At 32.4% G+C, this 24,445-nt stretch carries 19 protein-coding genes and 3 pseudogenes; 3 read left to right on the top strand and 19 right to left on the bottom strand.

Annotation, left to right across the window (positions count from 1 at the left end; genetic code table 11):
- Positions 1-47: 47 nt before the first annotated feature.
- The 13 genes and pseudogenes from gtfB to ACM595_RS09060 form a co-directional block, all read right to left on the bottom strand.
- Entirely contained in the window at positions 48-1,373 is a 1,326-nt protein-coding gene (gene gtfB, locus ACM595_RS09000; protein WP_037537438.1) for an accessory Sec system glycosylation chaperone GtfB, read from the bottom strand.
- Positions 1,366-2,871, bottom strand: a complete 1,506-nt coding sequence (gtfA, locus tag ACM595_RS09005; protein ID WP_002482058.1) for an accessory Sec system glycosyltransferase GtfA — start codon at positions 2,869-2,871, stop codon at positions 1,366-1,368. The genes gtfB and gtfA overlap by 8 nt, the downstream gene beginning before the upstream one ends.
- 33 nt (positions 2,872-2,904) lie before the next feature.
- Positions 2,905-3,093 carry a hypothetical protein gene (locus tag ACM595_RS09010; RefSeq protein WP_002482057.1) on the bottom strand — a complete coding sequence of 63 codons (189 nt, stop codon included), beginning with the start codon at positions 3,091-3,093 and terminating at the stop codon, positions 2,905-2,907.
- A gap of 327 nt (positions 3,094-3,420) precedes the next feature.
- A complete protein-coding gene (locus ACM595_RS09015; RefSeq protein ID WP_069821831.1) occupies positions 3,421-4,923 on the bottom strand; it encodes a DUF6056 family protein in 1,503 nt (500 codons plus the stop codon).
- A gap of 1 nt (position 4,924) precedes the next feature.
- Positions 4,925-5,872 carry a glycosyltransferase family 2 protein gene (locus ACM595_RS09020; protein ID WP_069825968.1) on the bottom strand — a complete coding sequence of 316 codons (948 nt, stop codon included), beginning with the start codon at positions 5,870-5,872 and terminating at the stop codon, positions 4,925-4,927.
- A 137-nt stretch (positions 5,873-6,009) separates the two neighbouring features.
- Positions 6,010-7,239, bottom strand: a complete 1,230-nt coding sequence (locus tag ACM595_RS09025; protein WP_069838122.1) for a putative glycoside hydrolase — start codon at positions 7,237-7,239, stop codon at positions 6,010-6,012.
- A gap of 365 nt (positions 7,240-7,604) precedes the next feature.
- On the bottom strand, positions 7,605-8,807 hold the full coding sequence (locus ACM595_RS09030; RefSeq protein ID WP_241092750.1) for a purple acid phosphatase family protein: 1,203 nt from the start codon (positions 8,805-8,807) through the stop codon (positions 7,605-7,607).
- A gap of 606 nt (positions 8,808-9,413) precedes the next feature.
- A complete protein-coding gene (locus ACM595_RS09035; RefSeq protein ID WP_241092751.1) occupies positions 9,414-9,590 on the bottom strand; it encodes a hypothetical protein in 177 nt (58 codons plus the stop codon).
- Between the two features lie 249 nt (positions 9,591-9,839).
- Positions 9,840-10,055, bottom strand: a complete 216-nt coding sequence (locus ACM595_RS09040) for a zinc ribbon domain-containing protein (RefSeq protein ID WP_041080169.1) — start codon at positions 10,053-10,055, stop codon at positions 9,840-9,842.
- Between the two features lie 699 nt (positions 10,056-10,754).
- Positions 10,755-12,464: an ABC-ATPase domain-containing protein gene (locus ACM595_RS09045; RefSeq protein WP_041080170.1), complete on the bottom strand. Its 1,710-nt coding sequence runs from the start codon at positions 12,462-12,464 to the stop codon at positions 10,755-10,757.
- A 202-nt stretch (positions 12,465-12,666) separates the two neighbouring features.
- Complete coding sequence (locus ACM595_RS09050; RefSeq protein WP_069838124.1) at positions 12,667-13,695, bottom strand: LeoA/HP0731 family dynamin-like GTPase; 1,029 nt, start codon at positions 13,693-13,695, stop codon at positions 12,667-12,669.
- Between the two features lie 26 nt (positions 13,696-13,721).
- Positions 13,722-13,859 (bottom strand): hypothetical protein, encoded by a 138-nt coding sequence (locus tag ACM595_RS09055; protein WP_326005671.1) that lies wholly within the window; start codon positions 13,857-13,859, stop codon positions 13,722-13,724.
- Positions 13,859-14,096: pseudogene (locus ACM595_RS09060) on the bottom strand (CatB-related O-acetyltransferase); the annotation flags it as partial. The pseudogene ACM595_RS09060 and the gene ACM595_RS09055, both read right to left, overlap by 1 nt.
- Positions 14,097-15,209: 1,113 nt before the next feature.
- Here ACM595_RS09060 and ACM595_RS09065 point away from each other — a divergent pair.
- Complete coding sequence (locus ACM595_RS09065; RefSeq protein WP_069821824.1) at positions 15,210-15,611, top strand: TetR family transcriptional regulator; 402 nt, start codon at positions 15,210-15,212, stop codon at positions 15,609-15,611.
- 459 nt (positions 15,612-16,070) lie between these two features.
- Here the strand turns inward: ACM595_RS09065 and ACM595_RS09070 are convergent, their stop codons facing one another.
- Positions 16,071-16,874, bottom strand: coding sequence for an alpha/beta hydrolase (locus ACM595_RS09070; RefSeq protein ID WP_419744491.1), 804 nt, complete (start codon positions 16,872-16,874; stop codon positions 16,071-16,073).
- A gap of 269 nt (positions 16,875-17,143) precedes the next feature.
- On the opposite strand from ACM595_RS09070, the gene ACM595_RS09075 reads away from it, so the two are divergent.
- A complete protein-coding gene (locus tag ACM595_RS09075) occupies positions 17,144-17,872 on the top strand; it encodes an NAD-dependent protein deacylase (RefSeq protein ID WP_069821823.1) in 729 nt (242 codons plus the stop codon).
- A gap of 165 nt (positions 17,873-18,037) precedes the next feature.
- On the opposite strand, the gene ACM595_RS09080 is transcribed toward ACM595_RS09075, so the two are convergent.
- From ACM595_RS09080 to ACM595_RS09100, 5 genes and pseudogenes are all read right to left on the bottom strand, one after another.
- Entirely contained in the window at positions 18,038-19,342 is a 1,305-nt protein-coding gene (locus tag ACM595_RS09080; protein ID WP_011302092.1) for an LLM class flavin-dependent oxidoreductase, read from the bottom strand.
- Between the two features lie 272 nt (positions 19,343-19,614).
- On the bottom strand, positions 19,615-19,995 hold the full coding sequence (locus tag ACM595_RS09085) for a YbgA family protein (protein ID WP_239466250.1): 381 nt from the start codon (positions 19,993-19,995) through the stop codon (positions 19,615-19,617).
- 99 nt (positions 19,996-20,094) lie between these two features.
- On the bottom strand, positions 20,095-20,757 hold the full coding sequence (locus tag ACM595_RS09090) for an ABC transporter ATP-binding protein (protein WP_069821821.1): 663 nt from the start codon (positions 20,755-20,757) through the stop codon (positions 20,095-20,097).
- Positions 20,758-20,775: 18 nt separating this feature from the next.
- Positions 20,776-21,825, bottom strand: coding sequence for an ABC transporter permease (locus ACM595_RS09095; RefSeq protein WP_069821820.1), 1,050 nt, complete (start codon positions 21,823-21,825; stop codon positions 20,776-20,778).
- A 310-nt stretch (positions 21,826-22,135) separates the two neighbouring features.
- Positions 22,136-23,324 (bottom strand): annotated as a pseudogene (locus ACM595_RS09100) (MFS transporter).
- A gap of 198 nt (positions 23,325-23,522) precedes the next feature.
- Here ACM595_RS09100 and ACM595_RS09105 point away from each other — a divergent pair.
- Positions 23,523-24,365: pseudogene (locus tag ACM595_RS09105) on the top strand (LysR family transcriptional regulator).
- The last annotated feature ends 80 nt before the right edge of the window (positions 24,366-24,445 follow it).

Below are 24,445 nucleotides of genomic sequence, written 5' to 3' on the forward strand. Positions count from 1 at the left end.
TGGTATTGGTAACCTATTTAAAATTTTATGTTCTGTAATAAAATGAATTATTGCGCTAATGAACGGATAAATTCAGCTTTGCTGATTGAACCTGCTTGTTGCCATTGTTGTCTCAACCTTTGATCTAAATGAGATGGTTCAGCAACAATATCCCTCAATATACTACTTAATATCTCAAATTGTGCTTCCTCAAAAAGATTGTTCTCTGGCGTAACATCCTTATTGTGAGATGTCTCGTTGTATCCTAAGATGACTAAATTGTAATCAAACGCCGCTCTTACAGCATCTAATATTTCATTACCTTTATTTATATCTAAATAAATATCACATGATTTATATAACGAAATAAATTTTTGCCTTTTGGCATTTGGATATAAATTTACATTGTCATATTTATTGAGGCTTAATAACTTCATAGACATTTCTGTTAAAGCTGCAACATGAAACTCTAGATTTGGATGGGCTTGTACGATTTCTTCTAAATGCGGGATTTGGTCTGAATTTGTCAAAGTTAATACCTGATTAGAATGACGATTCTCTTTCACAAATCTATAAACATATCCTGATTGGAAGATACGATTTTTATATTGTTCATCTATGAGCTCTATTACTTTTTCATACGCTGAAGGACTAGGCAAAATAATTTTAAAATTTCGTTTTTCTTTTGCCAGTGCATTTTCCATATGTTTCATAATTTCAGGCGTAATATCTCCCTGCCAAAAAATAGAGTCGTTTCCAGATTCAGACAAACCATTTAATACGGCAGAAGAAATCGATAGTGAATTAATCATAAAGTTTTCAGACTCAAGCTGCGCAACTTCTAAGTAAAAATTGACAAACTGTATCTTTGAATGGAAGAAATAGACTTTGTTTTTCCAAGTTAACATGATGTCATTAGTCACAAAATTTTCTACCATCATTACTTCATTATTATAGTTAAAATACCTTTTCAAAATGCATTTTTGTGAGTTTGCGTCCAATACCACTTGTGCGTATCGCTTACCTACTTTATTGTAATAATCTATGTATTGCGTATGCCCGCGTTTATTTAACCATTCTACACGTTCAACAATTCTATGTTTATAATTTGCTTTATAAATAATTCTCGCTTTCACCTCATCCAAATTTTTGATAAAGGCAGTATTATTATTACCTTCTATCGTCCAAAATCTTGGAATCGGTACTTCATTAAAAAATAAAGGTTGTGAAGTTGTTTCAGGATTATTCGCGAAAAAAGCGTAAGGTGTTAATATATCATCTGGTAAAAATCCATTTTCTTCAATAACGATTGTTTTGCGTTGCTTACCAACATGTTTAAAAGATTTATATAAGATAATGGCTTTTTTATCAAAAACATCAAATAAATTAATCATATAGCACCTCACTAATCAAATTGTTCCATTTTTGTACGACAACCGGTTGGGTAAAGTTTTCAGCGATTTCATATGAAGCTTGATTAAATCGGCTTGTGTCATTATCGAAATAATTAACAATACCTTCAGCAAGGTGATCTATAATTTCAGATTCTTTATCCTCATTTAAATCAATCGGTATTAAATAACCATTTTTTTGATGCTTAATAAACGTTGGGTTACCATAGTTCACATCAAAACCAATCATACCTAAACCTGAACCGATAGCCTCCATTAATGTAAGACCGAAACCTTCGCTAGTTGAACCCGATAAGAAAAGTTCATAATCTTGATAAACTTGATTTAAATTAACATGTCCTTTTAATGTGATATAATCTTCAGCATGATTTTCTTGAATTAGTTTACTTAATAATTGTCTTTGGCCACCTTCGCCATAGATATCAAATGTTATTTCAGGAACAGATGCTTTCGCTTTCAATACGGCTTTTACTAACCAGTCGACATGTTTTTCAGTCGCTAGCCTTGAGGCTGTAATGATTGAGTAAGGTTTTCTACGATTTGGCTTCACTAACGCACTTAAACTACCTACAGGAATTGTATAAATTTTAGGCTTCCTATGATAATTTTTTTCAAATTGTTGTGCTAACAACTGATTTTGAATATCCGTTGCTGTAATAAAGAAATCAATCTCATGTGCATTCATAAACACATATTCGTAATGATTATTCCATAATATGTATGTATCATTTGTTATCGATTCATTATAATGTTCAGCATGAATCACAACTCCTAAGCGTGCTGATCCTTTATTTTGCAAAACCGTTTGTCCAATATCTTTTGAGCGATCTACAATCAACATATCTTTATCTGTTAAATGCAATTTTTCTAAAAAATAAGCTATTAATGCTTGCTTACCGTACAGAATATTATCCTCAAAAACAAACATACTTTCCTCATCATTAACATATTCGTTATATGCAATGGATCCATCCTCATTATAAAAGGACCTCATATATAATTTGGCCGAATTATCCTCAGGTGCAAAGTACTCAGACAAAACGCGTACATAAGAGTAATAGTCTCTCCTAAGCAACTTGCCTCTAGAAATGTATTCCACTCTATCTACAACATCACTATCTTCATTTTTTAAATAACATACTAAATAATTACTATTGTGATTAAAATGGATTTTTCGAGTTTTACCTTGATCTTCAACTTTAGTGATTTCTGAATACAATGGTTTGATAATTTCATCTACAGTCACACTTGTAGGTGCTATTTTAATATCTGTAAAATACTGATACAGCCAGATGATTTCCTCATTTTTAAATCCTATATTTTCAGTCAATGTTTGAATGTTTTCATTCTTAATAAAATCTAAAAACACAAATTTTATCGTTTCATTACATTTTCTCAATAACTGCGCTCTATAACGTTGTGCATATTCCACACCACTACTCGCCCAGCCAATCCCAAAATTAATATTATAGATTGTCACCTATTTCACCTCTATATGCATTTGTCTATGACTCTATATAAATAACTTCACTAACCCCATTAGCATTAACAACACAATAATCAATTTACAAATAAATGTAAGCGTTAAAAATTGTTTCTTTTCTTTTTGGAATTCTTTATCAGCGTCATATGCGTTTAATTCTGCTTCAATTTCCTTATTCAATTGCTCAAGTTCATGATCTTCAATTTCTTTTTCACTCATATAAATACCTTCTTTTTATAATTTCTACAATCAAATTATAACAAATCCATTGTCCAATACATAAATAACTGTCTCTCTATCTAATCATCTAAAACGTAGATGATTAGCCCCAAATTTGAAGTAACACGTCCAAATGCGATTGTGTAAAAACTACTGCTACATGCACTTGTTGCTCAGTTAAACCACATAAATCCCAAGTACTACTGCTACATGCCTCTTATTTAAAGTATGCCTTTAATTAACCATCTTTGGCGACGTATTACAAACTTATTTTCAGAAAAATCGGATAAAAGCTTTTTCTTTTGTTTGTTGTACTTAAAAACAATATTATTTTGATTGTTTTTGGTTACTAATACTGCCATAGGGCACATACTTCACTTTCGTATCTTTTGGTAAGCCTTCATATTCATTAAATAACGTTTGATACTTAGCACTTGTTGGTGTGGCATGATGTAAATAATGTTCAAAAGGTAATTTTTCCATACTATAAATTCTTTGCTTAGAATCTGCGTGAACGGCTTCTTTTAGCTGACTAATTCTTACTTCATTTGCAGCGTGAATATTGTAGAATACCCCTAAATACATCACTGCACAAAAGATAGCTAATCCAGTAATCCACTTTTCTGATTTCCTGTTAAACACTTCCAGTTGCGCAAGTAAAATTAATAATATGACAACATAAATTGCATATACTGTGTAAAAATTACGTGGACCTATGGGTGATACGATGATTAAAGGACCACACACAAGTATGATTGACGCGATTAATAAGTAAAGCGTATATCGAACTTCCTTTTGAGATATGACCGTATGGATAGCCAAGATCAATGCACACAAAAAGATAAAACATACCATAGTATTTAAAATATTAGTAAGTGTAATCATGTGAAAATGTTGTAATTCAAATTGTTTAAAAATAAAAAAATAATATATCGGTAATAGCGTTAAGCCACATACAATGAACCAATATCTACTTGTATATGTTTTCGTCATTTGTCGTGTTTTATACAACATAACAAGTAAGATACCAACGATTATCGTAATAATCACAATTTGATTAAAGAAAATCCAATCCGGCAATGTGGTTGTTACCGTTTTATAAACTTTATCAACGATACCCGTATCACTAGAGACCTGTTGATAATCGCTACCTTCAAAAAATATTTTGCGATAGTTCGGATTCAAAAACATAATGATTGTCCCTAAAGCAGAAATGAACCATCCTACAACAAATTTAGGATGCACTTTTTTATAGAAATATATATGTAATACAAGTGCGATTGCTATGATTAATGTATTAAATAATGTCGCATTTTCAATGAAAAATTGACCACCAAAACACACGCAATAAAAAATGATATTCCTACTTGGTTTATGACTGTTCCGGTAAAATAGTACCGTTACAATAAACCATAGAATAAATAATACACACAGCGTTGCTGGTACATAATTATAAAATCCTGCAAACCAGCCATACGTTTGTTTATAGATTTCATTTGGCATTGTCACCATTAAAATAAATGCCGCTAAACAAATGATAGAAGTCTGTTTATGTTTAACAAATTGACTGATGACCCATATGATCAACATGCTAAAGACGGCATACGCCAACCACCTAAACCAGTCAAATCGAACTGCTACAATTTCAAACAAATTACCAAGATAACGGCCGTTTAAATTAGCAAAATGTTCTTTCAACATTTGAATACCATATTGACTATACCAGTCCCAGTCATCATGGGTTAATGGCGTAAAAATAGCCATTAGTATATAAAAAATAAATAATCCTGTAAGTATTAGATGGATTTTATTTATATGTAAAGCTCTCATTTCAGTCCACCTCGCAATCACTTAAATTGGTTTGGCGTATGATATAGAGCGGTCGTTGTTTTACTTCATAATAAATTCTGCCTATGTATTCTCCAATGACCCCTAATGATGTTAACTGAACACCACCTAAAAATAATACTGCGACAATCGTTGTGAAATAACCTGGCGTCGAAACACCATAACTGACTGTATAAATAAAATTAAATAATATATAAAGGAAACTCATCGCGCACACAAATAAACCAAAGTATAAAATGGCACGTAACGGTTTATTATTAAATGAAATGAGACCATCTATGCCATAATTCAATAAAGAATTAAACGTCCACTTAGACTCACCATCGGCACGCACAACATTTTCATATTCAATCACTTTAGGTTCAAATCCAATCCAAGCAAATAAACCTTTAGAAAATCTATTGTATTCTCCTAAGTTCACTACTTCTCTGATCGCACGTTGGCTCAATAATCTAAAATCCCCTACGCCGTCTTCTAAATCCACATCTACAATTTTATTAATTACTGCATAATATAATTGAGATACAGTCTTGCGAATGACGTGTTCACCTGTTCTATCTCTTTTTGCCACAACCTGGTCTTCACCATCTCTATAATGAGCAATCATCTGTGGAATAAGGGTTGGCGGGTGCTGCAAGTCACCATCTAATATAACTAATGCTTCCGCTTCAGTACTCGCACATAATCCAGCATACATTGCAGATTCTTTTCCGAAATTTCTTGAAAATGATATGAACTTTACCGCATGATCTCGCTGTGCTAATGTTTTAATAATGGCTAGTGTGCGATCTTTACTTCCATCATCTATAAAAAGCAATTCATATTTATAATTGTTGCTGATACTATCTCGTTGCATAATTTCAGTTAATTTGGCATATGTTTGTTCTAGCACTGATGCCTCATTAAAACATGGAATTAAAATTCTAATCATAAAATACAGTGCTCCTCTTTCGATTTTAATTATATAAATATTAATATATTTCATATTATACAACATTAAAAGTAGAATGTAGTATTTATTTTTTCATTGTTATAATATTTAACATTCAACTTATATGAACGCTCACATTATTTTTCTTTCTTCGTTTCTTCTTTTAATTCTTTTTTATTTGCTTCTACCTTCTCTTTATCTGCTTTAGGTGTGTAGCCGACACCTTCTGTATAATCATTGGCAGCATTCCATAGTATGAACTCATTGATACCATGGTCTTTCAATGCTTTTACTTGATCTTCTACAGCTTCACTATCATAGGTCTTATAATTGCCTTCACCTAAATATTGCGCTGTAAAGTCTTGTAACCATGGACGAGATTTAGGTTTTTTATTACCTAATTTATTTAATACTTCAGTCTCTTTATCTAAATATTTATCAACTGCACCATAGGGCTCTTTGTCAGGGGCGTCATAGCCAAAGTCACCCGGACTCCAATGTGATGGATAGATCATAGATGAAATGGCATCCGTGTTTTCAGCAATTTTAGGGAAACTTTGACCAATACCCGGCGCTTCTTCGACCATTGCTGAATAACCAAATACATCAGCAGATATTTCAGCACCATACGGTTTCAGATCTTTGCGTGCAGTTTTCAAAAATTGAGTTATTGTATCCACACGTTGGTCAACTTCACTTAAGTCACTATCTTTATACTTTCCTTTATCGTAAGTTAAACTGTGCTCTACATTTTCAAATGCTTCAGGAAATCTCACATAATCATATTGAATATCTTTAAATCCAGCTTTAGCTGCTTCTTTTGAAACATTGATATTGTAATCCCATACTTCTTTTTTAAATGGGTTAACAAATTTATCTCCACCGTCACTTTCCCAAACAGTACCATCTGCATTTTTGAATGACCATTCAGGATGACTTTCTGCTAAATTCTTATCCTTAAAAGTAACAATTCTAGCTATTGGGTAAATATGTTTTGATTTCATCTTGCTAAGTAATGGCTTCGCGTCGACAATATCTAATGTGTGTTTATCGATTTCTTTGTTACCTGTATTAAAATTAATCGTGACATTTCCTGAATCATCTTTAACATCAATAACCATCGCATTCAAATCGCTATCTTCTATAAATTTAGTTAATTCATCAAATTTTTCACCTTTTGTTGAATTTGCACTGACGTAAATCCCCTTCACGCCGTCTTTAGGATATGTCACCCCACTGTTTTTACTAGCTTGTTCAGTTTGTTTATCATTATCTTCTTTATTTTTGCCTTTATCATTACTATTTGAACATCCAGTGATGATTAATGTACTTGCAAGTAATGTCGTTAAAACCCATTTTCCCTTCATTTCTTATCCATCCCCTTATCGATTATCGATTCAGACTATTTTTCATTCTATTAAGCTTATGTTAGTTATCTTATATTGTAAAATTCTTTTTTCTAAATAATTTGTATAGTACACTATATTAAAGCTATGTTTCTTTCGTTTTAAAGTGCACAATTAGCTGGGTACATTCTCTTTTAAAGCAATGGATTTTACGGAGTTTATGAAAAAAGGTCTAAGACATATATAGTCTCAGACCTTTTCATCATACTATTTAGAAATCATTTCATTTTAAACATCCGTCACAGTGAAGGAACACAACCCGATGCCTACCTGAAGATGTCTTTTATAGAAGACATGCCTTTCACGATATCAATCAGATACGTATTTTATTTATTATCTTTATTAATGCGAACGCGATCAATTGGTTCACCAAGTTTTTCGTTACCTTGTGGCACATGGTAGGTTAATAGTTCTATATAATCTTTCGTTATGTTTACTTTCGTATACGCTGGTTGATTATCCTGTATCGATTTGGCTGCATAATCCTTTTCACCATCTAATTCATAGAATTTACTGCCACTAGCTGAATTTAACGTTACATAAATTGTGCCGTCCGGATTCGTGTACGTTTGTGGTGCTTGTCCATTTTCATCGCATTGTACTTGTGCATCTTTCCCCTTCATCACATGCGAACGGCTATAAGAATGATCATGTCCTCCTAGTACTAAATCGACATTATATTTTTCCATTAACGGTGCAAATTTATCGCGTCTGATTTTGGACGCTAATTTGTCAGAATGCTTACCTGCCGAATAAGGGTTTCTATGCGTAAGTCCCACAATCCATTTAGGATTTTGATCTTTAGTATCCGCAATTGCACGTTTTAAAGTTTCTTCATGACCTTTAAAGTCTAAACTCTCAGAGTTCAAACTAACAAAAAGTGTATCATTGTGAGTGAAATAAAAATCTGAACTCGCAAAGTTTTTACCGCCATTTTGTAAATTAGGTAGATTAAAATGTTCAGAATATGCTTTGTTGGCGCGATCATGATTACCTAAAGTAGGTACCACTGTAAAATTCTCCATACCTTTTGCTTCTATAAAACCACTATACGCTTTTTCATCCCAAGGTAGATTGACTTGATCCCCCAAGCTCATTAAGAAGTCAGGATCCTGATTTAATTGTGCCATTTGATTTACAGTATTTTGCCAACCTTCATTATCTGATGCTAAATCTCCGGAAGCCCCTAGTTGAGGATCAGCTACTGCTATAAAATTTGTTTCTCCATTATTATTTGTATCAAAACGACGTATAGCCGATTTCTCTCCATTCTCTCCATTATAAAAACGATACATATATGCTTTATTTTCTTCTAAATTAGGTAACGTGGCCTGAGTATAATTCATATTCGGTATATCTTTATTTACTAAACGTTTCGTGTTGCTACCTTGGTGTGTTTGTCCCTCAATTCGTCTTGCATTTGAAAAATCTCCACGGTCATTTGCTTTTGCAATTTCTACATAACCTTGTTCTTCGGATTCGTGATACCAAGTTAAATTCTTTTCTGTATTATCTTTGCCAATCGTCATGATGTCATAACGATGTTCATTGCTTTGTGTTTGATTTGAAACTGTTTCCTTATTATTTTGCTCTTGTTTCGTACGTTCGTCATTATTTGGATAAGATGGTTGAGATGACTTAGATAGTTGTTTTGTATCTTTGATATCCGTATTTTCTAGTTTATCCGAAGTTGCTAATTCTTTGTGAGCCTCATGATGATTATCTTCTATTTGTGTGTTCTCTGATTGTTGCTTTTTCTGTTGTTCCTTTGCAATAACTTTATCAGTATTATCTGTTTCAGTTTGCTGATTATTTCCTGGGTTATGTTGATGAGATGTTGATTGGCTAGGTAACTGCGGGTGCGCTTTTGAGTCTGTATATTGTTCTAATTTGAGTTGTGATGGCGCTTCTTGTTGTTTTTGAGAAGATGCTAAAGTTTCATTACTTTTATCTTGTTGATTCGATGTGAATGCTTTAGCTTGAGGCGCTTTTCCATTATCAGAAGTTAAGTTGTCTTTATCAAAATTTTTATTATTATTTATTTGAGACTGTGTCGTTGTGTCATCTGTATTATGTATTGTATTATTCTGATCTATATTAGCTTCTTTATTAGGATATGTATCTCTTTCTAACTGTTAGTCTGAAGTTTGTGATTGTGACATAGTCTCATCACTTTGACGCGTTTCATCTGTAGTTGGTTCTAACGCTTCTTTCTGCTGTCCTTCTAGTTCCGAGGCACTGGCATGATGCGTTCCGATAAATACGCCAACCGCTGACAAAGTAAATATGATACTCGAGGTCCTTTTTTTCATAAATTAAATCCACTCCTAACTATTTTTATAGATTGCGTATTCATGTTGATTACCACGAACTTAACAAAAGAGTATTAATTTCAAATTAAATAGAAGTAAATGTTATATGAAAAAAGAGCGGATAAGAAATTTAGGAAAAAAGATTTCGTAGTTCCGCTCATAATCATGCGTTCTTACATTAGGTGAAATAGTGCTACTCGGGTTAAATCTTATACAGTTTGTCTATCGTTTAAGCACTTTTTATATTTACTATCCTCCAAAGAACAAATCGATAATATCTGTTGTTCGATTTTTATCTGCTTTATAAAATTCTGTATAACCACAATTTTTACATGTGATTGTAGTAAAATTATTATGTTGCAAATCAAACACTTTAGATAACCCTGAACCTGTAGCTGAAAGCGTGCCTTCTTCAATTTCAGTATGTCCACATTTGACACACCCTTGATCTGATTCTGTTGCCATTACTCCCACTCCTTTGTCGTAAATGTTATTTTTTATTTATCACTAATTCAGGTGTACGAAACTTGATTTGGTGTTTCTATGTATCGCCATATTTAAAAAGACATCAACTCAGATTTTAGTATCCGACGATTGATGTCTTTTATAATGATCATTTTAATTTTATTTTGAGATAATAGACATAAAATACAAAAATTGTTATTAAACCCAATCCAAGTAAAATCAGCGATCCGCAAAAATTATAATCCATAAATATTATTGCGCTTGATATAAAACACGTACTAATCATTAAACAAGTTACAAACAAAGATATTAATGTATTCACTTTATTACGTGGTACCTTCTTTATTTCTATAGATGCAATAATAGATAAATTCTTAGTTTTTAGAATATAAATGGAACATATAGTAGATATTAAGATACATAAAGCAGCTATTAAAATACTTATATTCATGTTACTCCCTCACATTTACAAACAAATTTGAATTATAAATTATCTAGTTACTAATAATTCCCTATCCCAATTTTATAATAAGTTATGTCTCTATCGTACACTACTCATTACTTTTAATTTTTGTATTATAATCATTCAAAAAATGGTATTCACATTGGATAAATAACACAATAAATTCAATATCTACATATAAAAAGAGAGCAATCATTGGAATTTAATAACCAATGATTGCTCTCTTTTATATCTTACTATTTATTTTTCACTTTTAATCCCCCATAACGATTTAACATCGCGCAGAATTCTTGTTTTCTTGGTTTAGCTAGATTACCTGGATGGCCTTTAAATGATGAAATAGCATCAAGACCATGTACTTCTATAAAGTCATAAAGTTTATCCGCAGCTTGAGATACTGTATCGTGTTCATTTAGAAGATGTGTTTTATAATAATCCACCATTTCTGCTAAACATTGTGTTTGACTATGATCGACAAGCTGTTCTAGTCCTGATATATCAATCAGTTCCTTACCATATAAAATGGAATAGCGGCCTTTCACTTTAAAACGATCTTCTTTTCCCTTTTTAGAGAAGCTGGATTTTAATGGGATTCTATTCGATATATCACCAAATGGTTGTTTCGCATTTATCTGTTTATCACTTTCATCTGATGCAGCTATCTTTTTAGCATTTTCTGTAACATCATTCAGTACATACTCATCCATCATCAACACATGATCTGCCGCTTCAAAATAATCCCCTGAACCCCCTACGATTAAAATAGTGGAAACATCATAATCTTCATACAGTGATTTCACCTTACTCGCAAACGGTGTAATAGGCTCTTTTTCAGGTGCAATCAATTGTTGCATACGGCTATCTCTAATCATGAAATTCGTTGCAGAGGTGTCTTCATCAATGAGTAATAGCGATGTGTCTGCTTCTAACACTTCCATCACATTAGTCGCTTGTGATGTACTTCCACTCGCATTTTCAGTGGAAAATTGATGTGTGTCTTTATTTCCCGGTAAATTATTAATAAATGGACTGATGTTCACTTTTTCAATATGACGTCCATCTTCTGCTCGTATTTTCATTGCGTCGTGAGATGTAATAACATATTCTCTACCGTCATTATCAATATGATTATATACGCCGCGTTCTAACGCTTCGAGTATCGTTGACTTACCATGGAAACCTCCGCCTACAATTAACGTAATGCCTTTTGGAATCCCCATACCAGAAATCGTCTTCCCACTAGGCAATGATAAGTTTACTTCTACACTTTCAGGACTATGAAACGCAACAGCACCCGATAATGGTTTATCCGAAACCCCACTTTTACGTGGCAATATCGCGCCATTTGCAACAAATGATACAAGTTGTCTACGCTCAAGTTCTTCACGAATAAACACTTGATCTAACATTAGTGTAACCTGATTCTTTAGTTCAGACTGATTCATATTTTGATAAAGTAATGCATCAGCTACAATTTTTGGTAGCGTATCTATCAGTATATGCGCTGCAACTTTTCCTAAGATTTTTCTACCAGCTGCAGGTAAACTAACTTCAAGTCGCACGTCGATGTCATGTTTATTAATGACCACTGCCGTTCGCTCTAAAATCTCTTGACCACAATGATCTATAAAGATATTTTTGACACTTTTCGAATCTTTTTCACTATGCTTGAATGATTCGAGACTTTCTCTAAACGCTCGCGTTAAGAAATCTGATACTGCAATCACTTTATTTTTTGAATCTAGTAAGTCTCTTGGAATATTTGCAGTTTCGCGATTCATAATGACTCTCATTTTAGAAGGTGGTGCATAAGGATCCACTTGTGCATGATCAATAGCTAAACGAAATTGCTTAAACTGATACGCACCTTTCAATCGTTTATATGCACCATATTTTTGTCCATCTAAGGATTTCAATAATTGCGCTAACTCTGTAGCTTGTTTCAATGTAATGCCTCCTAGAAATGCATTTTTGCTATTTTCCCGCTTATTTAATATTTATTTAGTATAGAATACTAAATTTAATGTGTACAACAAAAGCATTATAACGTATTTAAGCCGCCAACCAATGGCGGCTTAAATATATTTTTCTAGTTATTTTTAGTAAAGTAATTACTTTACTATACAAATGATATGTTATTTGGCGTTTTTAATTTAATGTTTTCCTAAAACTTATTAGTTCACTATAAATATTTTGTAAAATTTCAATTTCCTCTTCTTGATTACTTATAAATTCTTCTTTTTGCTCTTTATTTTTCTTAAATTCAGCAATAGTAGGAAAGTAATCACTTTCATATTTTTCATAAGTTAAAAGTGAGTTTATTTCTTTAAAAAAGCTAGATAGCTCTTTTATTCTTTCATTTATAAAACTATCGAATTTAGCTTTCTTGTTTGTAGCATTATATGTTTCAAATGCTTCTATACCCGTCCCTATAAATGCACCACCAAATTTCAAACGCTTAGATAGATTAACTATTCCCCAAGATTTAAATTTAATTGGTAATTTCGTTGTATCACTAAATATTTTAATTCCATTTCTCAATTTATCTACAGGAATAAATTTAATTGACTTAGAAAATTTACCACCTAATGATCCACTTAATTCTAATATTTTATTTTTTTTATCTTCATATGCTTTAGTAGTTTTATTTATATCCAATACTACTGATTGCTGTACATTTAGCAAATGTTCTATTTCTTCTTTTACTATTTCTATCATTTTTTCAATTAATAAGTAAAAATCATCACCTATATGTAATTCAAAAAATGTATTAAATTCTTTTGGACTTGTTATATTACTCAATTCATTAATATATTTTTTTCTCTCTTCATCAATTTTCTTTTTTACGTTGCTATATGAATTCAAAACATCTCTATTAAATTGACTGAATTTCTCATTTGAGTAATTCAAATCTTTATTTTCTATTTCTATCATATTATTTTTTGTTGTTATATACTTGGATAAATCATTTTCTAATTGATTACTACAGTCTGCTAATACACTGTTTCCCACATTTAATATAAGTGTTTTCTTATACATTTTTGTATAGTCTTCAATTTTGTTTACTAAATTAGTCATTCTAGATAATTCATAATATTCTTCTTTTTTCCAGTAATCAAGGCCTAATCCATATGGGTCTGCAGATATAGCTAGTATATTATCTTTTTCAATTTTCAAACCTAAATCATATATTATATTTGAAATTATTCCTCTGAACTTTTTTCAATATCTAAAAAGTCTTTTACTGATATGGTTGTAGGACGAAATGGCTGAATTTGATTTGTAGACACAAGTTTTTCTACTTTTTCTAAAAATACCTCAATCGAATCGTCTGCAGTCACTCCTTTGAAATCTGCAAATCCATATTGCCACCATTTTAATTTAAGTAATCTTTCAATAATATGTGCTTCAAATCGATATCTTATTACTTTAGCGGGATTACCACCCACAATTGCATAAGGTGGCACATTTTTGGTAACCACTGAACCAGCTGCTACTATCGCACCATCACCGACAGCGATACCTTTTGAAGAAAACAATACATCTTGTCCAATCCATACATCATTCCCAATAACTATCGGCTCCATGCCACCGACTGTTGAGGGGCGATGATCGAATTCAACGCCTGCCGCATCAAGATAGTCATTAAATGCACAAGTATTTTTACTGTAAGTTAACATTGACGTTGTAAAACGTTCCATCGGGTGATTGCCAGCCATTCTTCTAACTTGAGCAGCGATTGAGCTATAGCGACCAACGATTGTATTAGCTGGTAATTGACTATTCGTTGAACTAAAAGCACCCATAGTATGAAACACATTTCCTACAAAAAATATTGCATATTGTTCAATTTGTGCATAATTTGCTACCTTTAATGGGTGGTTATTTGACAACCTGAATTTTCCTTGCGCACTCGACATGGTATAAACATTATTATCAAAAAAGAGTTCCTTGTATGTTGGATTGACGTTGAATGTATTACAAGCATGCGATGATGTATCCACTAAATTATCTGTAAAAAATGTAATTCCCTTAATCTCTGTTGACATTACAAACCTCCACAATGATTCATTACTTAAGGTATATGTTTCCGTATGCATCTCTATAATATATAAGCCAGGTCATATTATTCCTTAGATTAATATTAAATTATTTTTTAGTTGTTTTCTACCTTAAATTGGTGTTTTACGAAAGATATATCCAATAAAAAAGAATAACCACTTTTAAATTGAGGTGCGTCATTTGTATATAAGCTTGTTTGCCCTTTATATATTAAAAGCAATTATTTAAAATATGATTCTGTGTAAAACACTATAATGCTTACATTGAAGTGAGCATCTCCTAGCGACTGATATAATGTTTTATAAAATCGTTTAATTCTTGAAGCACTTTCTTCTCCTTGTGATCAGACATCCCTATGACGCCTTTTTAAATCAAATTATTCTTTACTAATATTTAATTTATTAGCTAGAGTAATTATTGTTCAAGAAATTTGTTTAATAATAAATGTATTATGCATAAATTATCACAATAATATTTCCCAATAAAAAGATTTTTGACAACTAATTATGTATCATGTGTGTATAATTGAATCATAACAAATAGAATCAATTATACAATTCATAAGTAGTACAATATGAGAAATAATACTTATTTTATTGAAAGTGGGTTATAAGAAAGGTGTAATCACGATGGAATTACGTATTGTAAAAACAAGAAAGACCATTAATAATAGTTTTTATGAGCTTTTTGAACAGAAAGATTTTGATAAAATTACAGTAAAAGATATTACAGAACACGCGCAAATCGGGAGAAAAACATTTTATCTACATTATATTGATAAATATGACTTATTAGACCGCATTGTCGATAAAAAATTCGAAGCGCTCGAAGAAATTTGTGAAGCCAAAAAAGAACTCGGTATGCAACAGGGTGTTAAAATTTGGTTTGCGTTTTTTGAAGAAAACAAAGCGTTTTTCACAAAACTTTTCAGTATCCAATATTCTGATAAATATAAGAAAAATTTGCGTACTTTTATGGAAAAAGAATTCGAGAAAAAAATTCCTTATGAAGAAGGCTTAAATCAAAAATAGATGACTATGTATACCTTACATTTATTAGTAACGGCATGGTGCGCCTTATCGATTTATACCTCAGTGCAGACTCACCATACCAAGAAACATTAATTTCCGAAGTTTCTAAGTTAATGCAAATCATTACTGACCCGAACATAGGCTCAGAACAATAAAATTGTCTGATCCTTAACAACTTATATTAAATATGTTGCTAAGCTAATAGCAACCAACTCATTACACAGCCTAAACATAAAAATACATTACGTGAACACCTTTCACGACATAATGAAAAGTTAAACACTTCGACCTCGCTATCTCTACTTTGAAGCTTAACAATGATAATACGACAAAATATAAAAGACCTAGGCAACGCACTTTCCATGCATTTCCAGGTCTTTTATACTGTATAATTTATCCATAACAATAAACCAATTCACGCTTTATAAATTTTCAATTCTAACCCTTAAATGTTTAATTTTATGACGTTCCCCATAAATACTTAATAATTTCATTAGCGACATCTCTATTCTCGTGTAATTGGCTATGTTGTGCTTGCTTACCATGATATTTTGATTCTTGATAACTTTCCGGACTACTGCTCAATAAATATTTCAATGACTTTGAAGAACTGTTCGATACACGACCGTCAGAGTGCGTGCCGTCTTCAAGATCACCATAAATATTCAACACTTTAATCTGTTTGCCTTGATAAATTGCTTTCAATTCACGCAATTGCTGATACGGTGGATTCATGCGACTTGGTTTCCCTTCTTTATCCACACTGATTTCGTTAACTTGTTCATTCATATTTAAGACACCATTAAATGTCCCCGCAATATTTACTTGTTTATTCAAACGTGGTAGAGAGGCATCGTTACCATAATTCAGCATATACGTCGCAAATGATAAATTTCCCATAGAGTGACCTACAAAATTGAATTGTTTGAATTGATATTCCTTTTGTAGGGCTACCAGAACATTTTTAAACCATTTTGCATTTTTATCGTAGTCACCGTCTTTATTATTTTCCAATTCAACTTTCACTATAGGATTGATGGCATTTTTGTTTAACTGACCTTTAAACGTGACGTTACTATTTTCAGATACCACTGCGGTGATGACATCGTGAGTGACGCCTTTGTTTTCAGCTTGTTGCACCAGGAACTTCTCTGAATTGGCACTGCCACCATACCCATGTAAAAATAATGTAGGTATCGGATGATTCACGAATTTTGAGTGTGTTACCTGTTTTGATGGCTTTTGACTTACAAAGACTGCCATCACAATCCCTACTACAATAACTATCGCTATGATACTTGCTCCCCAAATCCACAATTTCTTCACTAAAATAACCTCGGTTTTCGTTTTAAACCCATTATAAAGCATGCTTCATAAAATTGTCTTGTATCTGACGAACCTCTTTTGAACATCATTTAAATTCTCTTATATTTGCTAAAATACTTTCTAAAATTTAAAATTATATTAAAAGCGCAACGCATATTACTCGTATTTGCATCATATTATTTAAAATTTCCAATGGAGTGAGATAAATGAATCAAAATATTGAACACTTAAAAAAGATTATTAAAGATGCGAATCAGATTACATTTTTCACAGGTGCTGGCGTCTCTGTCGCAAGTGGCGTGCCTGATTTTCGATCTATGGGCGGCTTGTTTGATGAGATTTCAAAGGAAGGCTACGCTCCAGAATATTTACTAAGCGCTGAATACTTACAAAATGATCCAGAAGGATTTGTTGATTTTTATCATAAGCGCCTACTATTGGCAGACAAGCAACCTAATGTCGTACACGAATGGATTGCTCAACTTGAACACCATCAACGTTCATTAGGTGTTATTACTCAAAATATCGATGGACTGCATACAGATGCTGGAAGCGCGAATGTTGACGAACTTCATGGAACCTTAAACCGCTTCTATTGTATCCAATGCGAACATAAATATGATAAAGCCACAGTGATGGCAAAGCATCTACGCCATTGCGAAACATGTGGTAGTCCAATCAGACCCGATATTGTACTTTACGGTGAAATGTTAGATCAACAGACTATTTCTAATGCGATTCAAAAAATTCAAGAAGCTGACACCTTAGTCGTCTTAGGTTCCTCTCTTGTAGTTCAACCTGCAGCAGGTCTCATTTCTTATTTTGAAGGTCAACACCTTATTATCATTAATAAGGATGCAACGCCCTATGATCGAGATGCAGATGTTGTTATTCACGATGACATGGTTGATGTAGTTAACGCGATTCGTGATTAATGAAGTTGACTAAAGGCTATATGTTGCGTTTGCACATATAAAAAAGAGAACGCGCTTTTAAACGGTGCGTTCTCTTTTTGTTTATTTTTTATATGCAAATACCTTCTAATTAATATCGAAATGGATGCGATGTCGTCACTTTTTCTAGCTTTTTATCTATACATATTAACTATGTATTTTTTGATTTAATCCCAACTTTTCACGTAAAGTCCCTTCACTATAAGCCGCTTGAATCAAACCTCTTTCTTTTAAAATCGGAATCACTTTATCGACAAATAAATCAAACTGCGTCGGATTGAGCGGTGGCATAATATTGAATCCATCTGCTGCACCACTTGTAAACCATGCTTCCATTCTATCCGCTACATCTTCAGCAGTACCAACGACGATATGATGCCCTCTTGCACCAGCAACGTGCTTCATTACATCTTCTAAAGTATATTCATTCTTCTTCGCTGTATCTTTGATTAAGTCTACACGACTTTGTATATTGTTTCCTTTTTCTACTTCAATATTTTCAAACGGTGTATTTAAATCGTAATGACTTAAATCTGTATCACCTAAATAAGAAGATAATAACTCTATTCCCATCTCTGGCACAATGAGATCTTGTAATTCTTGGAATTGCGCTTCCGCTGCCTCGCGTGTTTCTCCAATAAATGGAAAAATACCTGGCATAATAACAATTTCATGTGCATTTCCGTGCTTTTGTTCAACTTTATTTTTCAAATTATGTGCAAACGTGATTGCATCGTTGATATCATTTTGCGCTGTAAATACAACTTCTGCATGTTTCGACGCAAATTCTGTACCTTTTTCTGAAGAACCTGCTTGTACAAGTAATGGATAACCTTGAGGTGATGCTTCAATATTTAATGGGCCTTTTACACTGTAAAATTCCCCCTGATAATTAATTGGTTCTGGCTCTTTTTCACTAAAAAAGCCTCCTGCAGCATGAAGATGTTCCGTATTAACGCCACGCCAAGAATCCCATAATTGCTTAGAAATATTCACAAATTCTTCGGCTTGATCATAGCGTAAATCATGATTTGCATTCGTAGTGCCATTAAAATTCTTCGCTGTATGATTAATACCTGATGTAACAATATTCCAACCCGCTCTGCCATTGCTGTAATGATCTAAAGACGAAAAGATTCTCGCAAGGCTAAATGGTTCTGAAAATGAAGTAGATCCTGTCACAATCAATCCAAGATTTTGAGTTTCTCTAGCTACAATAGACATTAAAGAAATTGGCTCAAACATCGTAAACATATCTGGATGCGTCTTGTTATCAAGATATAAACTATCAGACACAAATAGAAAATCAAATTTAGCTTGCTCTAACGTTTTTGCTTGTTCAATGGTTTTCGTTAAATTCATACCCCCACGTTCTAATGCATCTGGGTGTCTACTACTCGCAACATGGTGACCAAAACCAGTTAAAAAATATCCTAATTTCATTCTTTTCATCTTTATCCCTCCACACACTTATTATTCCGATTTGATTAATAGGGATAATATTACCATTCCATTATTATAGAGTCAATTAGTTATATAAACCGCATATGAAACAACTTTTTTTAAATTTAAAACAAAAATAACGATTGATGCTTCATATGCACCAACCGTTATGATTAAGAAACTTTATATTGTAATGACATTAAAATTATCGCCCATACCATCGACTAAATCACACAGCGTATATCATAAACTTGAATCAACCATCGCGTTAGCAAATCATCCTATTTAAATGATCTATTTGCGATTGAAAAATTTTTGATTAATGTGGATTCTTTGAGATACGTAACATCATAATATCTTGTCATACAATAGATAAAGAAAATGAGCGTAGGTGTATCGATTCGATCTAGTAAGTATTGTGCCTTCAGCTTTTTAAATAATGCTTTCTCTGAGGCGCTACAAAACTTTTTAAAATAACCCCATATATGGCTAAATGTATTGATTACCGAACCTTTGCTAGGCTGTATGGACAGTGCATGATCAATTGCTTCTTCAACATCTCTATATTCACATTGCCCTTTAAGCATTTCTCTAATCTCATTATAGCTTTGTTGACTATGCCACATGACCTCATATTTATATGCTTTCCATAACAATTCCATTTCATGCCTATGTTTGATTATGCTCATCCCCTTATTTAGAGATTATAACTTTAACTTTCACAATAATTTAATATCACCGTACCCATATTAAACCGTTATTTAAGTATGTGTTAACACGCCATCTTCCATATGATAAACCTTGTCACAATAGGATGTAAGTCGTTCATCATGTGTAACCACAATACACGTTTTATTTTTTTCTGATGTTTGTGCTTTTAAAATTTCCATGACTTCCATCGCATTTTGTGTATCAAGCGAAGCCGTTGGTTCATCCGCTAAAATAATCGAAGGTTGTGTATATAGCGCTTTAGCAATGGCTACACGCTGCTTTTGCCCACCAGAAATTTCACTCGGCAGTTTATTTTCAATTGCTTCGAGATTGAGTTGTGACATCAACTGCTTATATTCAGTCTGAGTTAATACATCTTTCTTTTGTTTAGCCAATAATTTAAACTGCTGTTTCACCGTTAAAAAAGGTACCAAGTTAGTTGCTTGAAGTATGAAGCCAATCTCCTGCATCCGTGTGTTTGCTAATGCTTTCTGAGACATCTGGGAGACTTCCTTACCATTAATGAGAATCTCTCCAGACGTCGGTGTTTGAAGTGCGCCTGCCATAGTTAGGAAAGTACTTTTCCCAGATCCTGAAGGTCCTATAATCGCAATGAGTTCAGTTTGATTAAATTTTAGTGAGGTAGGCTTCACAGCTTCTATTTTTTGGTTTCCATCTTGGAAATATTTCGTGACATTTTTAAATTCTAGCATTTATTATACACTCCTCATTTACCCTATCGCTTTCAGTGGATCAACTTTTCTTATCGTTAATATGGAGAATAGACTACCTATTAATGAAACAGCGATAAGGACAACCCCATAAATTAATAATGTTGTGGCGCTAAATTTAATCGGTACCGCACTCGGCAAGAACGCTCCTGTAATTAAGGTCAATACCAGTCCAATGACCGTACCAATCAAGGCAATGATAAACGTTTGCGACAACACTACTTTGGCTAAATAACCATTTGAAAAGCCTTGTGCTTTTAATACACCAAATAAATTCGTTTTTTGTAATGTAATAACATATAAAAAGATGCCAATAACTGTAGCAGAGATGATAAATAAAAATGAAATCATAAAGTTTAACGTTAAGTTTTGCGCTGTATAACCTGGTAAGTTTTTAACGAAACTTTCGATACCAATCGCTTCTAAATTATGATTTAAATCTTTAGACTGCCAATCTTTATCTTTTACAACAACCGCATTCGTCTTATCTTCAGTTAATGACGGATTAATATTTTGAATGGTTTTGTTATTTGAAAAAAGTACCGGAGAAGCATTATATTTAGCACTTTCACTAAACCCAACTATTTTTAACTTTTCGTCGGATTGTGATAGCGATAATGTATCACCTAGTTTAAATCCTTTTTCTTTTAACGTTTCATCAGCAACGACTTCATTATCTGCATTAAATTTCTTTCCATCAATCATATTCGGTAAGAGAAAAGAATCATCTGTAACACCGAACATTAATGCATTTTCTTCATTATCTCCATTAGATACAATGATACCGGATTGCTTTAGCGTTGTTTGTTTTTTATATGTATCTACAACATCCTTTTTATCAAACATTGATTGTTCAACCGTTTGATTCGCATCTTTGTTTAAAATGATGGCGTCTGCTTGCCATTTATCAATACCTTCTCTATTCATATTCATTAAACCACTTGCCAAACCTGATAATAGGAACAGCAAATAACTAATCATAATTAAGACACCGATAATCAGACTAAATTTCAATTTGTTACGCTTTATTTCATTCCATGCTAAAAACATAAACAACCTCCTTTCATTTATCTTATAATTTTTATGTATTTGTATTAACAACTACGGTATATTCAGTGTACCAACTAAACAACTAAAATTACAGCTTTGTACATATCGTAAACTGATTGCGCTTGTATAACATAAATAGATGCTCAGGCTTTAATCAATTTGTTAGCAGCTGTATTATGTGTAACCATTTAAAATATATAAAAATCCCCTCTCAAGTTTGCACTTATATGTGCCATCATTGAAAGGGGCATATGTTAATTAAATAATTCAAATTCTTGAAAATGGATTCAATATTTCACGAGGGGCATGATTATGCTTTTGACACACTCACTTTTCTACCATGTATGAAGTGATAGATAAAGAAAGTGACAATTAATAATACAGCCATTACTATATACATATTGCCTAACCCGATCTGATTAGTAAACAAACCTAGTATATAGGGCCCAAATCCTAAGCCTAAATCTAAACCGATAAAGAATGTTGAGGTTGCTCGCGCAATTTTTTCTTTTGGTACGACTTTGACAGATACCGATTGAGACGTAGACGTGATATTACCATAACCTAATCCTAATAAAGCACCACCAATTAATAACATCCATGCTGAATGTGAAAATGCAATAACTAAGAAATAGATAGCCTGAAATATAATACTAGTGTATATAACTATATTTTCATTTTTGCATCCATTAATCTACCACAAACTGGTCTTGAAAAAATTGAGACGATTGCATAGACAACGAAAAAGTAACTTGAAGCTGTAATTAAGTCTCTCTCTTGCGCAAAAACTTTAATATAATTAAGAATAGAAGAATAAGAAAGACCAGCTATAAACACGATAATGGCAATTGGAATGGCTTCTTTCGCGATAAAATCTGAAACCTTAAACCCTTTATCCTCTGCTGTTCTAGCAATTGTTTCAAAAGGTACTTTCATAAATATTGCCAAAATCAATGAAATAAAACTCAATACAAGATTAAGTCCAAAGATGACTTCTATTGAATATTGTTGCATTAACAATAAACCTAAAAATGGGCCAATGGCTGCACCAAGCACCATACTCAAACTAAAAAGCTGATACCTTCACCTTTTTTAGTTTCCGGTGTTATATACCCTGCTATTGATCCAGTTGAAGTTGTACAAATCCCAAATGAAAATCCATTAATGATTCTAACAATAATTAAAAATAATAATGAAGATTCTACAAAATAAAAAACACTGGTAATTGTAAATAATACAGTTCCAATTAAGAGTACCTTTCTAGGTCCTAAACTATTGATATATTTCCCCATAACAAATCTACCCATCAGTAACCCGACTATAAATAAACCTGCTACCAGTCCAGCCGAACTATCTGAGGCATTAAATTGAGACTGCGCATAGCCTGCAATTAAAACAATCAGAAAATACATATTCAAATTAACCAAAAAGTTAACTACAAAATTCATCGTGAAATTTTTTGTCCAAATTCGTTCCATATCCATTGTACTATTTTCCATAAAAAATTGACTTCCTTTCTAGTTACAGTGCCTTCCCCTTAAGAATTAAACGCAACATATATATTGTCTGCTCATATTGACTAAATGTAAAATAGTTTTTAGTATATATAACATATAAGTAATTACTTATGTCATTAAGGAGGGAGCCTTATTAACCGTAACTATAAATATATTGAAACGATCATCAATGAAGGAACAATAACCAAGGCAGCCAATAAACTCTATGTTTCCCAGCCCTATCTCAGTAATTTTATCAAAAATATTGAAGCTGAGTGGAACATCATTATTTTTAATCGTAAAAAACATCCCATTACCTTTACGCCCGAAGGTCAACTTTATTATAAATATCTACAAGAACAAGAGCGACTTTATCATGATGTAACGCGAAAAATCACTAATATTTCAAACTTGAATTCCGGTTTTTTAAATATAGGTGTTACACCTACATTAGCGTTCCATATACTACATAAAATTCTGCCTAAATTTATGAATCTTTTTCCTAATATTAAAATTAACTTAATCGAAGGTAATTCCTAAGACATTGAAAAACAAGTACTAGAGGGTAAAGTCGATTTATGTCTAAATACACTAACATTATGAAATAAAAATATTCAATACACTCAAATCTATACGGAACCGATATATTTAGTTGTGCCACCTCAGCACCATTTATATAAAAGAATCCAACAAAATGAATTAAATTCCAATGAAATCATGTCACTCATATCTCACGACCACTTTATCATTCTAAAAGATAGATACGGACTTAAACAGATCATTAATAAAGTTCTAGAAACATACAACATTTACCCTAATATTATTTTAGAAACTTCAAACGTAGACAATGTCCACCGCCTTGCAATTTCTACAGGCGTCCTCACATTTATACCAAGTAGTTCTACTGAACATAATAGTGACGCCATTTACGTTGAATTAAATCAATCATTTACAAACACAGTAGTGATTGGTTATAACAAATTAGAAAATTTAACAAAAGCAAGTGATCAATTCATTGACTTAACACTTAAACAATTTAACTAAACCACTGCTAGCCACACCTATATTTAATTTTAAAAAGCGATAACTAACACAATTTTTATAGTTAGAGTTGGTGTATCGCA

It is taken from the genome of Staphylococcus sp. LKG3-1 (assembly GCF_048568385.1).
Lineage (GTDB): Bacteria > Bacillota > Bacilli > Staphylococcales > Staphylococcaceae > Staphylococcus > Staphylococcus saprophyticus.

Excerpts from the sequence above, each read along its gene's own strand:
- ACM595_RS09025 (WP_069838122.1), bottom strand. The coding sequence starts at position 7,239 with ATGAAGGGAAAATGGGTTTTAACGACATTACTTGCAAGTACATTAATC.
- ACM595_RS09035 (WP_241092751.1), bottom strand. The coding sequence starts at position 9,590 with ATGAAAAAAAGGACCTCGAGTATCATATTTACTTTGTCAGCGGTTGGC.
- ACM595_RS09085 (WP_239466250.1), bottom strand. The coding sequence starts at position 19,995 with ATGGAATTGTTATGGAAAGCATATAAATATGAGGTCATGTGGCATAGT.
- ACM595_RS09010 (WP_002482057.1), bottom strand. The coding sequence starts at position 3,093 with ATGAGTGAAAAAGAAATTGAAGATCATGAACTTGAGCAATTGAATAAG.
- ACM595_RS09040 (WP_041080169.1), bottom strand. The coding sequence starts at position 10,055 with ATGGCAACAGAATCAGATCAAGGGTGTGTCAAATGTGGACATACTGAA.
- ACM595_RS09070 (WP_419744491.1), bottom strand. The coding sequence starts at position 16,874 with ATGGCAGTCTTTGTAAGTCAAAAGCCATCAAAACAGGTAACACACTCA.
- ACM595_RS09095 (WP_069821820.1), bottom strand. The coding sequence starts at position 21,825 with ATGTTTTTAGCATGGAATGAAATAAAGCGTAACAAATTGAAATTTAGT.
- ACM595_RS09015 (WP_069821831.1), bottom strand. The coding sequence starts at position 4,923 with ATGAGAGCTTTACATATAAATAAAATCCATCTAATACTTACAGGATTA.
- ACM595_RS09090 (WP_069821821.1), bottom strand. The coding sequence starts at position 20,757 with ATGCTAGAATTTAAAAATGTCACGAAATATTTCCAAGATGGAAACCAA.
- ACM595_RS09020 (WP_069825968.1), bottom strand. The coding sequence starts at position 5,872 with ATGATTAGAATTTTAATTCCATGTTTTAATGAGGCATCAGTGCTAGAA.
- ACM595_RS09080 (WP_011302092.1), bottom strand. The coding sequence starts at position 19,342 with ATGAAAAGAATGAAATTAGGATATTTTTTAACTGGTTTTGGTCACCAT.
- ACM595_RS09075 (WP_069821823.1), top strand. The coding sequence starts at position 17,144 with ATGAATCAAAATATTGAACACTTAAAAAAGATTATTAAAGATGCGAAT.
- gtfB (WP_037537438.1), bottom strand. The coding sequence starts at position 1,373 with ATGATTAATTTATTTGATGTTTTTGATAAAAAAGCCATTATCTTATAT.
- ACM595_RS09030 (WP_241092750.1), bottom strand. The coding sequence starts at position 8,807 with ATGACGATTGGCAAAGATAATACAGAAAAGAATTTAACTTGGTATCAC.
- ACM595_RS09065 (WP_069821824.1), top strand. The coding sequence starts at position 15,210 with ATGGAATTACGTATTGTAAAAACAAGAAAGACCATTAATAATAGTTTT.